The sequence below is a fragment of the Haloprofundus salinisoli genome, from assembly GCF_020097815.1.
In the GTDB taxonomy this organism is placed as follows: Archaea; Halobacteriota; Halobacteria; order Halobacteriales; family Haloferacaceae; genus Haloprofundus; species Haloprofundus salinisoli.
In genome coordinates this window covers 3,003,449-3,017,014 of the sequence record NZ_CP083663.1, presented here as the reverse complement: position 1 = coordinate 3,017,014, position 13,566 = coordinate 3,003,449, and the positions used below count along the sequence as shown (strand labels likewise).

Genomic DNA, 13,566 nt, shown 5'->3' with positions numbered 1-13,566 from the left:
TCCCGCTGCCGGCGCTGGCGCGGTCATACCCTCTGTACGCTGTACGAGGGCCTGAGGGTACCGTACGACGAAACCGAGTATCCGAACCCGCCCACACTCTCAGGGTGGTCTCTGCCGCCCGCCGAATCGCGTTACACCGCGTCTTGCCAGAACGGGGGATTATATCAGATCGGACCGCGTTACCACGGCCATGAATCGGATGTTCGTCGAGTTGCTGGAGAACAACTCGAAGCACGCCGAAGAGTTCGAGAGCCGATTCGACGACGTGCAGGACGCCCAGCACCCGGGTGCGGTCACCGTCTGCTGTTCGGACTCGCGCGTCCTGCAGGACCACGCCTGGGGCAACGACGAACCGGGGCACATCTTCACCTGTAGCAACATCGGCAACCGCGTCGCACAGCGAACCGACGCCGGTGAAGTCGTGTCCGGGGACGTGCTGTACCCGGTCGAACACACCGGAACGGAGACCGTCGTCGTGATGGGCCACACGGGTTGTGGGGCGGTCACGGCGACGTACGACGAACTAACGGAGGGTCTCTCGGAGCCCGCCGGTATCGAGCACTGTCTCGAACTGTTGAAACCGCACCTCGAATCGGGCGTCGAGCGCCTCCCCTCGGACGTCGGCCGCGCGGCGGCGATAAACCGACTCGTCGAGTACAACGTCGACAGACAGGTCGAACTCCTCGTCGAGAGCGACGACGTTCCCGAGCGCGTCGGCGTCGTCGGCGTCGTCTACGACTTCCAGGACGTGTACTCGGGTCGCCGCGGGGAGGTCCACGTCGTCAACGTCGACGGCGAGACGAACGTCGAGAGACTGCGCGAGGAGTACCCGGAAATCGCTCCGCGAATCGACCGGCTCTGGGAGTACTGACGAGCGGCGGGACCGTTATCTCCCGGACCGTGGACTCCCCCGACGTGGACGCACTGGCACACGTCGCGCTGCGCGTAGAGCGACTGCGAGAAGCCGAGGCCTACTACCGAACGCTGTTCGACCTCTCGGTGGTCTTTTGCGAAACCGAGGTGGACGGCGAGTGGCGAGCGTTACCCCCTGACGCGAATTGGGAGGACGCCTCGGAGGCAGATCCCTCTCGTACGTCGGCGCGAACGCGTCGAAAGCCGAGTTAGAAGCGCTGCGGAGCCGCCTCGACGAGTTCGACTGCGCGCTCCGCAGGTCGTCCGAGCGGTCGGTCGTCTTCGACGACGCGTACGGCGTGACGTGAAAGGTGAGCGGGGGACGACGCGACGAGCACCGGCGAACGAACCGAGCGCTGGATTACGCTCTGAGTGGGTCGGCGCTCCCCCGGGAACGACCGTCTCTCGTCAGGCGTCGGGTCCGTCTCGGATCCGATTCGCCTTCGAGCGCGCGTAGAACACGATCGCTACAGCCCCGATACCGGCGAGCAGCGATGCCGCCACTCCCCGGCGCTGGGACAACCGGGTGTAGAGGCTCGTCTCGGAGACGTGCCTCTCTTGTTCGCCCCGTTCGTCGAGACTTCCCGCCGGTCCGTCGAGTATGCTCTCGTCTCGCGGTCGCGGCGGTCGGTCCTTCCGCTGGAGTTTGTAGAACACCGTCTCCATGAGCGTGTCCATAAAACTCGGCGCGTAGTAGCCGAGCATCGACATGCCCTTGCCCCCGAAGCCGACGAACACGTCGCGTTGGGGCCGTTCCGCGGCGCTCAGAATCGCGCGGGCGACCGTCTCCGGCGCGTAGAGCGGCGGCGGCAACGCCGCCTCGTCGTCCATGTAGTTCTTCGCGTGTTCGGGGTAGGGCGTGTCTATCGCGCTCGGTTTGACGAGCGTCACGGAGACGGGCGCACCTTCCTCCTCTAACTCCATTCTGAGCGCGTCGGTGAAGCCTTTGACGGCGTGCTTCGACGCCGAGTAGCTCCCCTGAAGCACGAGCGCGCGGTCAGAGACGACGCTGCCGATGTTGATTATCCCGCCTTCGCGGTCGTGCTCCTTCAGGTGCTTTGCGGCTTCGAGCGAACCGTACAGCAACCCCCAGACGTTGGTCTCGAACAGTCGACGCATATCCTCGACGGGAACCTCCTGGAGTTTGCCGAAGATGAAGGCACCCGCGACGTTGACCCACGTGTCGAACCCGCCGTACGTCTCCTCGGCCACGTCGACGGCTTTGCGGACCTCGTCTCGGTCGGTCACGTCGGCGACGACGTACACCGCGTCGCCGCCGTCCCGCTCTATCTCCTCGGTCAGTTCCCGCAGCGCGTCCTCGCTTCGCGCGACGAGAACGAGCCGAGCCCCGCGCTCGGCGGCCATCCGCGCTGTCGACAGACCGATGCCCGACGTCGCCCCGGTAATGACGATAACCTGATCCTCGACCCGTTTGCGTTCTCGACTCATTGAATCGCCCCTCCCGTTGCGACAGGTGAGTTCGTCTCGACTGCGAAAATCGAACGACGCTGGACTACTGGAGCGGCCGTAAACGGAATGTTCGTCTCGCTCATGGTATGACTCTCTCCGACGCGCGTCGGGGGTTCGTTTACGGGTACGAAGCGCAAAGAACCGGGCCTGTTCTATCAGGGGGGTGTACCCTCCCAACCGGAACACCGGAGCGCCGGAACTCCACACCGTCCAGCACGAGTACTAGGGCGCCACCCTCAACACGAGTCACACGCGTCAGGGGGAGTGGTGTCCGAATCGCTGTTCTGTCGGGGCGTCGCCGAACGAGTTCGGGAACTGACCGACCGACTCCGCGACTTCGACGGCGCGCGTCGGGTGAAGCTGACGGTCGTGCGCGACGGTGTCAAGTGACGACGTCGCGCGCGCGCCTTCGACGACCGAACGGGCGGGGTCTCGCCAGACGCCGGCAGTAGTTTATCTCCGAACTTCGAAACGGCCGACAGATGAACGCGAAGAGGTGGCTCCAACGACACCAAGTTGCCGTGTATGCGGGTGCCGTTCTCCTCTCGGTGACGCTCGGCGTCTTACGTCCGAACTCGGCGTCGGCGTTCGAGCGACTTATCGACCCCGTGCTCGCCGTCCTCCTCTACGTCACGTTTCTGGAGATCCCGTTCGTCCGACTCCGACGTGCGTTCCGGAACGGGCGGTTCTTCGCGGCGGCGCTGGGGATGAACTTTCTCGTCGTCCCCGTCGTCGTCTGGGGACTCACCCGATTTCTCCCCCAACGACCGGTCGTCCTCGTCGGCGCGTTCATGGTACTTCTGACGCCGTGTATCGACTACGTCATCACCTTCACCGAACTCGCGGGCGGCGACTCCGAGCAGATCACCGCGACGACACCTGCGCTGATGCTCGTTCAGCTCCTGTTGCTGCCGGTGTACCTCTGGCTGTTCATGGGGGCGGGAGTCGCCGAGGCTATCGAGCCAGAACCGTTCCTCGAAGCGTTCCTGATACTCATCGCGCTTCCGCTGACACTCGCGTGGCTCACCGAAGCCTGGGTAGAGCGGTCGCCGAAGGGAGCGGCGTGGCAGGAGACGATGGGGTGGTTGCCCGTACCGATGATGGCCGCGACGCTGTTCGTCGTCATCGTCTCCCAGCTCCCTCGCGTGCGAGGTTCGATCGACCAAATCGCAGTCGTCGTTCCGGTGTACGTCGCGTTCCTCGTCGTCATGCCGGTGCTCGGACGACTCGCGGCGGGAGCGCTTCGGATGGACACCGGCGAGAGTCGAGCGCTCGTGTTCACGTCGGTCACCCGTAACTCACTGGTCGTTCTTCCGCTCGCGCTCGCGCTCCCGGCGGGGTATCGGTTGGCTCCCGCCGTCGTCGTGACGCAGACGCTCGTCGAACTGACTGGGATGGTTGCGCTCACGCGGATCGTTCCGACGTGGCTCGTGCCCGGGGGTTCGACTCATCACTCGCCGTTCACGCGGACAGACGGTGACTGAAGGGAAACCGAGAGGGTACTTCGGCGATGGGTTCTCGGCGTATTCTACGGAGAACGCGAATCGGCCAGTTCACTATGCGTCCCCGGCCTGACTGTAGGCTCGAAGTGTCACCGTATTTGATTGACGTTGGTTCACAATCTGACCGTACAACAAGACAATAACCTCGGAATCAGTCTAGGAAATATGACCGAAGAGGGAGACCGTCCGCGTTGGTTTTCAGACCGTGCTGGGTTATCGATCCTGGCGGCGGTGAGTGGCATTCTCGCCGCGCTTCTCGTTCTCACACAGCTACAATACATTCTACTCGCGATCGTCCTCGCATACGTTCTCACACCCGCACAACGGAGACTCGAGCGTCATCTGCGCTCAGTGACGGCTGCCCTCTCCCTCATCTTGCTTTCGGTGTTCGCGATTTTCATTCCGGTCGCATATATCCTCTTGGTCGCAATTCAGCAGGGACTAGGGCTCCTTACCGCCATCCAAGACGGGGAACTCAGTCTCGACACCATTCAGGACCGTATCGGAACCAGTGGTTACGTGATTGACTTCGATCTGTTGTATACGACGTATCAAGAGCCAATCGCTACCGGGTTGGAGCGTCTCGCTACCGGCGCGATAACCGTCATCGGCGGCCTCCCTGGTGTGCTGATCGGACTCACCGTGACGGTCTTTGTGCTCTTTGCGTTGTTGCGAAACGGCGAACAGTTGGTTGCATGGCTCCGATCAGTCGTCCCCGTCTCCGATCGTGTGCAGCGGGAACTGCTCGACGAACTCGACACCCTCATGTGGGCGTCCGTTATCGGTAACGTCGCTGTCGCGGTGGTCCAGGCGGTACTGCTTGGAATCGGGTTAGTGCTCGTCGGCATGCCCGGCGTCGTCTTCTTGACCGTGGCGACGTTCATACTGACGTTGCTCCCGCTCGTTGGGGCGTTCGGTGTCTGGCTTCCGGTTTCGATTTACCTACTCACGATCGGTCGCCCCATCTCAGCGGTACTGTTGTTCGTATACGGTTCGTTAGTCAGCGCTTCGGACCTCTACGTTCGCCCGGCGATCATTAACCGGAGCGGAGCGCTCAACGTAGCGACCATCGTCGTGGGTATCTTCGGGGGAATCATCCTGTTCGGGGCGATGGGCCTGTTCGTCGGCCCCGTCGTACTCGGCGGAACGAAGGTCGTCCTCGACCTGTTTGCCCAGGAGCGAGTGGAACCGACCACCGGCTGATTGCGGTCGTCTTACTCACTGAATCGATGCCAACTTGGTTTAGCGAGAGTGCCACAACAACGGCTCACAGTTCTCCCCGGCGTCGGTGCGTTCGGCGAGTGCGTTCGCAACTCCGAATCAGTCCACGACGTCCTCGTCGAGGCTGCCGAAGATACGCCGATTCTGCACTCCGCGTAGACCTGGCCGTTCGCCATCCCGAGTGCTGGCTCATCGAGCTCTCCTCCGAAATCGAGGTCGCAATCCTCGGACACGGTGTGGTACACACCGCCGACGTGCGAACAGCCACGTAACTCGCTGCGGGGACAAGACCGCCGAACTCGGCGAGGCGGTACGAAAACCAGCGCGCTGAATGTTATCGACGCTGTTGCTGCCACTCGGTTACGAGTAATCCGTACAGGATACAATCGTGGTATTCACCGTCGACGAAATCATGGTCTCGTTGCCTCCCCTCTTCGATGAAACCGATCTTGTCCAAGAGATGTTGGGCCGGCTCGTTGAATTCGATCACCTCTGCGACGAACTTGTGAAGCCGACAGTGGTCGAATCCATACTCGAGGAGCAGCTCGACCGCTTCGGTTCCATAGCCTTCGCCGGAGTAGTCTGGGTGTATCCAACAACTTGGTTCTGCGACACCCGCCGTCTCGTTTATCTCTGAGAACCCCACTAATCCAATGGGTTCCGTCTCAGCGGTGACGAGAAAGCGAACTGAAGATGATGGCTCCGAGTCCGAAGAGAAGATGGCGCGAATTTCGTTTAGCGTATACGGTTTGGAGGGCTCCATCGTTTTCCAGATTTCAGGCGAATTAATCGACTCATGGATAAACGCTATATCCTCCTCTTCGACCGTACAGAGTGATACAGCACTACCTCCGAGAAAGGCTGGGCCAGACATGAGCAGACTTGCCCAAAGCCCCGCTTAACGGTTGTGAATGGGTTTCACGGTGGTTCGATACTGAGTATCTCCGTAGAATGGTGATAGACGTGATTGATGACTACATCCTATCGCCATCTAAAACGTGTAACAACACACTCCAGTCTGTACATGACCGTCATACCCCTGAAAACAGGGTCTTCTTTTTCTCCGTAACCTGTACCATCCCCTCTTCAGTGACGGTCACATCATATCCAAAATACGTGAATGTGATTTCGCCACGGGAACCGTTCCTATCAGGGCTTTCAAGCAGCGAGGGGACGATATTGGGGTCAATCGCGTAGTGCAACGGGGGCAGGTCCAGCGGTCCCACACCTTCACGGGTAGCGATTTGTGTGACTATTTCATGGAGGGGTGGGAGCCCCTGATTACGTGATGGCGAACCCACAGACATTGACTAATTAGAGGTAATCTTTCGAGAAAAACCTCGTGCATATACACGTTTAGAAGCTGTCGAAAAAAACTCGAATTCGATAGATTCTGGTTCGGTAATCGAGTTCGACCGATAGAGAACCAGCTATGGGGCGATAAAACTGGCAGTCACGAACAAGGGTCACACGAAGAGATACCCGCAATGGAAGGCGTTCTCTCGTTCGGGGAACCCTTCGTTTTGTTGATAAAGGAGATGCCGTCGAAATCTCTCGTCCGACCCCCCGCTCTTTTCGGTCAACTATCTTTGAAATGACCCGTAAGTAGGGCTGTGTGCTGATTATTCTCCTTGGCAAGACAAACCCGCGCTCAAGCGTATGAGACAAAGGTGACTTGACCCTCGCGGGTCCATTCCCAAGCGAGAATGGATTCGGCTACCGACGTGGAGACAAAACTTCGCCAGCGAGTTCGTCAGCAGGAGGCCGTCGCCGAACTCGGGCAGCAAGCACTCGTCACCGATGACCTCGATCAACTAATGCACGATGCGTCGGTAGCCGTCGCTGAAACGCTGGAGAGCGACTATTGCAAGGTTCTTGAGCTGCTTCCAGGAGACGAGGTGTTTCTTCGGCAAGGGGTCGGCTGGCAGGACGGCCTTGTTGGGAATGCGACGGTCCCGACGGACCGTGACTCCCAGGCTGGCTATACGCTGCTCTCTGAAGAGCCAGTTATCGTTGACGATCTCCGAACCGAGGAGCGTTTTTCAGGTCCCGATTTACTCGTCGATCACGACGTTGTCAGCGGAATCAGCGTTATCATCGGTTCGTTCGGAGATCCGTGGGGAATACTGGGGACGCATACGACGGCCAAACGGACGTTCACCGAACACGATGTCAACTTCGTCCAGAACGTCGCCAATATTCTCGCCTCCACCATCGAAAGTGAACAAACGAAACGCCGTCTAAAAGAGGAAACCCAAGTTAGAGATCAGATCGTCGACACCAGCCCCGTCGGAATCGTCATTATCAACGCGGATGAGACAATACAGTTCGCCAACGAGCGTGCTGAGGAGATCTACGCCCGGAGTCAAGAAGAACTTGCCACGATCTCTGCCGATGATTCCCGCTGGGATTTAATTGATACTCAAGGAAATCCACTCCCCGACGAGAAGCGACCGTTCAAGCGGGTGATGGCGACGGGTAAATCCGTTTTCGACGTAGAGTTTGGCTTGCGCCAGCCGGACGGACAGCGCGTCTGGGTCTCTGTGAACGGATCACCGTTACCGATCGATGGCGGTGAGGAACACCGCGCTATCTTTGCGCTGAACGATATCACCGAGAGAAAGCGCCTCGAAGCCGAATTCGAGGAGATGGTTGGACGGGTTTCCGATGCGTTCTACGCGCTCGACGACGAGTTTCGATTTACCCACGTCAACGAACGTGCCGCAGAACTCCTCCAACATTCCCGTGAAGAGTTACTCGGCAAGAACCTCTGGGAGGTGTTCCCCTCTGCCGCCGAAATCGATGAGGTCTGGGAGGCCTTCCATACAGCACGTGAGACGCAGGAAGCGACCAGCTACGAACTGTACTACGACACGCTCGACTTCTGGGTCGAAGCGAACATTTACCCGTCCGAAACGGGCGTCTCGGTCTACTTCCGTGATATTACTGAACAAGTCGAGCGCGAGCAGGCACTCGAGAAGTCGAATGAACGCCTCGAACAGTTCGCCTACGCCGCTTCCCACGATCTCCAAGAACCCCTCCGGATGGTCTCAAGTTACCTTCAGCTGATTGAGCGTCGGTACGCCGATGCATTGGACGAAGATGGCGAGGAGTTTCTTGAGTTTGCTGTTGACGGAGCTAACAGAATGCGCGAGATGATCGACGGCCTACTCGAGTACTCGAGAGTTGACTCCCGGGGGAGACCGCTCGAGCCGGTTAATCTCGGGTCCGCCTTCGAGGATGTCCGCGATGATCTCCAGATGCAGATCGAGGACCAAGACGCCGAGATTGCTGTCGAAAACCTGCCTCGCGTCGAGGGTGATGCCGGGCAGTTACGACAAGTCCTCCAGAACCTCCTGTCGAATGCGATTCAGTATAGTGGAGATGAGCCCCCAGAGATATCCGTGTCTGCGGAGCGATCCGGTTCAATGTGGACAATTTCCGTCGCTGACAAGGGGATTGGTATCGACCCTGACAACAGAGATCGCATTTTCAACGTGTTCGAGCAACTGCATGGGCCGGAGAAGCACGACGGAATGGGTATCGGGCTCGCGCTCTGCCAACGCATCATTGAGCGCCACGACGGTGAGATCTGGGTCGACTCGGCACCTAACGAAGGAGCGACATTCTCGTTTACGATTCCCGCGGCGCAGAATTCTGCGTAGAACGATCGGATCGATTGAGTCTACAACAGAGTAGAACACTGCCTGGAATGATCGATATGCGTTCTGTACGTAACGATAATTGGTCAGTGTGTGACGAATCGGGCATATTGCACGAAGCGGTCGTCGTGGCCGCGTCTGCAACAGCCTGTTCGTCTCGGTCGTAGTCTGCAAGAACGTTTCCGAGTATCTCCTCGGATTCGCCATGCGAATATACGTTTACCGCTCCCACTCAGTCCACCGCTGAATCATCGATATCCTTTTGATAGACTCGCACCGTCGAAATTCGGGTTCCCTCGACGCTCGTTACCTCAACGACGTTCCCGTCGACCTCGACGCGGTCGCCAAGTTCTGGCGCCCGGTTGAGTTGGCCGAGCACCAATCCACCGATCGTTTCGACCTCCTCGCTTTCGAAGTCCCCATCGAGGGTGTCGTTAACTTTCGACAGTGGTACACCTCCGTCGATGTCGTACATCCCATCGTCGCGCCGGCGTATCGAGGGCTCGCGCTCATCGAGATCAAACTCATCTCGAAGGTCTCCGACGAGGGCCTCGACGATATCTTCAACCGTTGCAATCCCCTCGAACGCTCCCCACTCGTCGATGACGCCGGCTATCTGCTGGCGATCCTCTCTGAACTGTATTAGGAGATCGCTGATGGTCATCGTCTCCGGAACGATGAGAATCTCGCGGGCGATGTCACCGACTCTCTCGGCATCCCCGTCGTCCACCTCTGCTCGTAGCACGTCCTTGACGTCCACGAATCCGACCACTTGGTCGCCGTCGTCGGCATCAAGGACCGGATAGCGCGTGTGACCGGCCTCAAAGACGACTGAATGAAGTTCGGAGAGCATGGCATCCGCCGGAACGCTCATCACGTCCGGCCGCGGGACCATGACCTCTCGCACCACGGTGTCGTCAAGATCGAAGACGCGCTCGATCATCGTCACTTCTGCCACGTCGATATCCCCTTCCTCGCCGGATTGAGTAAGTACCCGAAGGAGTTCCCGTTCGCCGAGCGTCTCATCCGTTTCGGAGGCGGGCGGTACGCCGAGCGACCGCGTGAACGCGTTGGCTGTCCCGTTGAAGACGACGATTCCCGGATAGAGGATGTAATAGAAGACCTTCATTGGCGGGGCGAGGAACAGCGAGAGTCGCTCGGTCTTCGCGATTGCAAGCGTCTTCGGCGCGAGCTCACCGAAGACGACGTGGAGGAACGTGATGAGACCAAAGCCGACCGCGAAGGCGACGAGATGAATGAGATTCGCCGGGAGAATCGGTTCCAACACGGGCTCGATGAGCGATGCCACGGCGGGTTCGCCGACCCATCCCAGTCCCAGGGAAGCGATGGTGATGCCGAGTTGCGTCGTCGCGAGATAGTCGTCGAGGCCCACCATCACTTCTTGGAGCGTCCCCGCGCCGGGCCGTCCCTCCTCGACGAGCTGTTCGACCGACGTTCCCCGAATCCGAACGAAAGCGAACTCTGCAGCGACGAAAAAACCGTTCAGAAGCACGAGGATTAGTGCGACGACGAGTTGTGCCGCCGAGAGCACGATGTCTACCATCGGTGCTTCCAGAAAGTACTGCCGTTCGATTGTAGTGCGTCCATATCTCTACATCTCGTTCCATTTACTAAAATCATCTAAAGAGCCGCGAGTGGCCGAGCGCCGTCAGTAGCGAATCGAGCCAGTAGATATCGTGACCGAAGACTGTTTCCCTCGTTCCGCTGGCTGCCTGCGAACAAGGTGCCTGGGCATTTATTGGGTAGATCAGCGTCAGGCCCCGCTGAAAATATCCTCTGCTTTCAGCACGTGACTTCCGAGGGGGAGTGGATAGGTTTCGGTGGTCGTGCTGAATAGTACTCGTTTTCGTTCTCACTGGCGAGCGACGATCGAGAGAGCGACTGTCGGGAGAAGAATTGGCTAACCGATCGGCAATAGAAGCCCTGAAACGTCAGATTTCGGCTACCTACTCTCCGCTGTTCGACCTTGTGCAGGTCTCAGACTGACGTTACAGATTTTGTCTACTTTGCCGCATTCCCTAAGTCTGTCCCGACGAGGGTGACGTGTTCATCGAGTAGTCCACAACCTTTAGGACTCGTTCTCTTCCCACTGAATCAACTGTTCGTGCCAGTCAACGAACTCCTGAATCGTTCCTGCCGTCGTCTGTCTAACGTCTGCATCTTCCATCGTTACAACGACGGTCTCGGCTAACTCTGCGACTGCCTTGTATAGTGTCTTCGGCTGAACGCGATACTGATGGGCTCCGATTGGATTTCCGACTAAGTCTTCCATAATCAGTCTCGTCTCCGAATCTACCGTTTCGAGTCGCCAATCGAGGTACGCACATCCTCTATCCCCACAAACACAACAAAACGGATTCGCGCTCGCGGAGCCAATTCTCTCGAACTCACTACTCATTTCGAACATCGCTTTCACGGTATCCGACACGTCGAAATCGTCCGGGATTCTCCGCTCTTCACGTAGCTCATCCCCGTTCAGATAGAGGTGGATTCGGCCAACTATTGCGGACTCATACAGTCGTGTGCCCTCTCGAAAATCCACTCCTGCTTCAACGCAGTCTAGTTTCTCTGTCTCGAATCGAATTCCTCTGAGAATGGGTATGTTGTTCATTTCAGGAGCAGTTACTAGAATGGGAGAAAAGCCTTGTTAGCTAGTTAGACAGTGGTGTTCAGTATCCTCCCGTGGAATGACAGATGCTACCGATTCTCACGCTGATGTACTTTGTTCAACTCGATGAGCAACCGGAAGATGGCCTTCACCAAGTTCGCGTCCACCTCGAATTTTTCGGCGTTCACGCCCGCTCGCTCCATCACCTTGTCTTCCTGGGCCTCGTCGGTCGTCGGGAGGTCTCGCTCGTCTTTGACCTGCGCGATGGTGTCGGCGACGTACGTTCGCCGGGCGATGAGTTCGACGAGTTCGCGGTCGATATCCTCGATCTCCTCGCGGAGTTCGTCGAGGCTCATCTCGTCGGGTCGCGGTCGATTCGGCTCGGTCTCTGTGAGGTCGTCAGTCATATATGCGTGCTCCGTCAGCTCGTGTTTCGGTCAAAAGCGTCGTCCCGGGTCGGTCGTCCCACCGCTCTCGGACGGTGTCGAGCGCCGCGGCGCCGCCGACGGCGACGACGCTCGGTCCGGTGCCCGACACCGAGACGCCCGCGGCGTCGGGGAGCGCCTCTATCGCCGGGTCCGCGGAGAACCCGAGCGCCGCCGAGAAGGCGAACCCGTTGACGGTCATCGCCTCGGCGTAGCGCCCCGCGAGCGCGAGATCCGCCACCGTGTCGGCGACGGATGCGATTCGAGTACATCGCTCCGCGTCGGCGTCGGCGCTGTAGGCGCGCTCCGGCGGCGTCCAGACGAGAACGTTCCAGTCCACACCGTCGCGGGCGAGCAGTTCGTCCTCGCGGTTGTCGGTGACGGTGACACCGCCGAGCATGCTCGCGGAGGCGTCGTCGAACGCCCCGGTGACGGTGACGCCCGCGTCGCGGGCCGCCTCGACGCCCATCAGACAGGCGTCGACTCGCGTGACGGCGTCGTCGGTGTCGACCCGGCCGTCGCGTGCGCTCCGTTCCTCGCGTTCGTCGACGACGTCGACGCCGAGCGCAGACAGCGTTGCCAGCACCGTCGCGTTGGCGGCGGCGCTGGAACTCTTGAGTCCGGCGGCCATCGGCACGTCGCTCTCGGTGCGGACCGCGCCGCCCTCGCCGTCGCCGAATCGCTCGACGCAGCGTTCGACGCAGCGTTCGACGAGTCGCGTGTCGGCGTCGGGGTCCTCGGCGACGTCGCCGCGGACGGTTCCCGAGCCGTCGAGTTCGACGGACGCGCGCGTCTCCACGTCGATGGCGAACGCCGAACCCACGCCGGTCGCGAGCGCGTTCAGGACGGTCCCCGCCCCGGGGGCGGATGCGCGGCCGTGCATAGCCAGAGGCGGCGACGAGTCACATTAGGTGTGGCGGTCGGTGCCGATTTCGCTGCTACCGCCCGCGGCGCGTCACGTCGACGAGACGCGACGCTTTTGGCCGACCCCTCGTTACTCACGGTCATGAGCGCGCGCAACGACGTCCCCCCGAGTACGCTCGGCGTCGAACTCCTCGACATCGGCGTCGAAGTAGAGTACCTCGACGGTCGCAAGACGCTGTACCGCGGCGTCCCCCAGAAGCACAGCGGTCCGCTCCGAACCGGGCCGGGTAAGGAGACGCACGTCCTCGTCACCGACCCCACCGAAACCGAGGGCGTGATGATGTACGTCAACGACCTGAAGACCCACGACGACATCCTCGACGACAGCGGCGTCGGCCGCATCCTCCTCGGCGACGGCGACGAGGAGGAACTGTTCCCGGGCGTCGTCGTCCGCCGCGTCGGCGGGATGCGCACCGAAGTCGAGGCCGACCCGGAGGTCGCCCGTGGCCGCGTCTTCGTCTTCGTCGAGGACGACTGGGGTGAGGAGAGCTTCGAACTCGTCTCCGAGGAGTAGTCGACGAGTAGTCAACGAGTAGTCAACGAGTCCCCGCCGAGTAGCGCTATCGGCGGGTCACTGCAAGTAAGAGGGGTCCTCTGCGTCGCAGCTCGACTCGTGTTGCTTCGCGTCCGTCTCGTTCTCGAAGAGGAGTCCGCACTCCTCGCACTCGTACCACGTCATATCGTCCCGCTCTGTCGTGGCGACCATACTTCGACAGAGGCTAGCGACCATCAAATGCGTTACCCGGCGGTGGGTCGCCGCGGACCGCCGACGCGGCGCGGAGCCGACCGCTCTCGCAGGGACCGACCGTGAGGAAGGGTAA

Annotated in this window: 15 protein-coding genes and 1 pseudogene; 8 read left to right on the top strand and 8 right to left on the bottom strand. The window is 60.0% G+C overall.

The window, feature by feature from the left end; all coding sequences use genetic code 11:
• The first annotated feature begins 190 nt into the window (after positions 1 to 190).
• Together LAQ73_RS15775 and LAQ73_RS15770 are read left to right on the top strand one after the other, a co-directional pair.
• Positions 191 to 871 (top strand): carbonic anhydrase, encoded by a 681-nt coding sequence (locus tag LAQ73_RS15775; RefSeq protein WP_224269210.1) that lies wholly within the window; start codon positions 191 to 193, stop codon positions 869 to 871.
• A 187-nt stretch (positions 872 to 1,058) separates the two neighbouring features.
• On the top strand, positions 1,059 to 1,220 hold the full coding sequence (locus LAQ73_RS15770) for a hypothetical protein (RefSeq protein ID WP_224269209.1): 162 nt from the start codon (positions 1,059 to 1,061) through the stop codon (positions 1,218 to 1,220).
• A gap of 100 nt (positions 1,221 to 1,320) precedes the next feature.
• On the opposite strand, the gene LAQ73_RS15765 is transcribed toward LAQ73_RS15770, so the two are convergent.
• Entirely contained in the window at positions 1,321 to 2,361 is a 1,041-nt protein-coding gene (locus LAQ73_RS15765) for an SDR family oxidoreductase (RefSeq protein ID WP_224269208.1), read from the bottom strand.
• A 217-nt stretch (positions 2,362 to 2,578) separates the two neighbouring features.
• On the opposite strand from LAQ73_RS15765, the pseudogene LAQ73_RS15760 reads away from it, so the two are divergent.
• The 4 genes and pseudogenes from LAQ73_RS15760 to LAQ73_RS17665 form a co-directional block, all read left to right on the top strand.
• A pseudogene (locus LAQ73_RS15760) lies at positions 2,579 to 2,772 on the top strand (CopG family ribbon-helix-helix protein); the annotation flags it as partial.
• 92 nt (positions 2,773 to 2,864) lie between these two features.
• Positions 2,865 to 3,866: an arsenic resistance protein gene (locus LAQ73_RS15755; RefSeq protein ID WP_224269207.1), complete on the top strand. Its 1,002-nt coding sequence runs from the start codon at positions 2,865 to 2,867 to the stop codon at positions 3,864 to 3,866.
• Between the two features lie 183 nt (positions 3,867 to 4,049).
• On the top strand, positions 4,050 to 5,087 hold the full coding sequence (locus LAQ73_RS15750; RefSeq protein ID WP_224269206.1) for an AI-2E family transporter: 1,038 nt from the start codon (positions 4,050 to 4,052) through the stop codon (positions 5,085 to 5,087).
• Between the two features lie 48 nt (positions 5,088 to 5,135).
• A complete protein-coding gene (locus LAQ73_RS17665; protein WP_255634906.1) occupies positions 5,136 to 5,264 on the top strand; it encodes a hypothetical protein in 129 nt (42 codons plus the stop codon).
• 175 nt (positions 5,265 to 5,439) lie between these two features.
• Here LAQ73_RS17665 and LAQ73_RS15745 read toward each other — a convergent pair whose 3' ends face one another.
• Both LAQ73_RS15745 and LAQ73_RS15740 read right to left on the bottom strand, forming a co-directional pair.
• Complete coding sequence (locus tag LAQ73_RS15745) at positions 5,440 to 5,979, bottom strand: GNAT family N-acetyltransferase (RefSeq protein WP_224269205.1); 540 nt, start codon at positions 5,977 to 5,979, stop codon at positions 5,440 to 5,442.
• A 157-nt stretch (positions 5,980 to 6,136) separates the two neighbouring features.
• Complete coding sequence (locus LAQ73_RS15740) at positions 6,137 to 6,412, bottom strand: HalOD1 output domain-containing protein (protein WP_224269204.1); 276 nt, start codon at positions 6,410 to 6,412, stop codon at positions 6,137 to 6,139.
• 399 nt (positions 6,413 to 6,811) lie between these two features.
• Here LAQ73_RS15740 and LAQ73_RS15735 point away from each other — a divergent pair, with 399 nt between their 5' ends.
• Positions 6,812 to 8,770 (top strand): ATP-binding protein, encoded by a 1,959-nt coding sequence (locus LAQ73_RS15735; protein ID WP_224269203.1) that lies wholly within the window; start codon positions 6,812 to 6,814, stop codon positions 8,768 to 8,770.
• 229 nt (positions 8,771 to 8,999) lie between these two features.
• On the opposite strand, the gene LAQ73_RS15730 is transcribed toward LAQ73_RS15735, so the two are convergent.
• The 4 genes from LAQ73_RS15730 to LAQ73_RS15715 form a co-directional block, all read right to left on the bottom strand.
• A complete protein-coding gene (locus LAQ73_RS15730; protein WP_224269202.1) occupies positions 9,000 to 10,331 on the bottom strand; it encodes a hemolysin family protein in 1,332 nt (443 codons plus the stop codon).
• A gap of 525 nt (positions 10,332 to 10,856) precedes the next feature.
• Positions 10,857 to 11,399: a hypothetical protein gene (locus LAQ73_RS15725; RefSeq protein WP_224269201.1), complete on the bottom strand. Its 543-nt coding sequence runs from the start codon at positions 11,397 to 11,399 to the stop codon at positions 10,857 to 10,859.
• A gap of 86 nt (positions 11,400 to 11,485) precedes the next feature.
• Positions 11,486 to 11,803, bottom strand: a complete 318-nt coding sequence (locus tag LAQ73_RS15720) for a chorismate mutase (RefSeq protein WP_224269200.1) — start codon at positions 11,801 to 11,803, stop codon at positions 11,486 to 11,488.
• Positions 11,796 to 12,704 (bottom strand): shikimate kinase, encoded by a 909-nt coding sequence (locus tag LAQ73_RS15715; RefSeq protein WP_224269199.1) that lies wholly within the window; start codon positions 12,702 to 12,704, stop codon positions 11,796 to 11,798. The genes LAQ73_RS15720 and LAQ73_RS15715 overlap by 8 nt, the downstream gene beginning before the upstream one ends.
• Positions 12,705 to 12,827: 123 nt before the next feature.
• Here LAQ73_RS15715 and LAQ73_RS15710 point away from each other — a divergent pair, with 123 nt between their 5' ends.
• Positions 12,828 to 13,259, top strand: a complete 432-nt coding sequence (locus tag LAQ73_RS15710) for a DUF5796 family protein (protein ID WP_224269198.1) — start codon at positions 12,828 to 12,830, stop codon at positions 13,257 to 13,259.
• Positions 13,260 to 13,316: 57 nt separating this feature from the next.
• On the opposite strand, the gene LAQ73_RS17660 is transcribed toward LAQ73_RS15710, so the two are convergent.
• Positions 13,317 to 13,451: a DUF7128 family protein gene (locus LAQ73_RS17660; RefSeq protein WP_255634905.1), complete on the bottom strand. Its 135-nt coding sequence runs from the start codon at positions 13,449 to 13,451 to the stop codon at positions 13,317 to 13,319.
• Positions 13,452 to 13,566 lie beyond the last annotated feature (115 nt).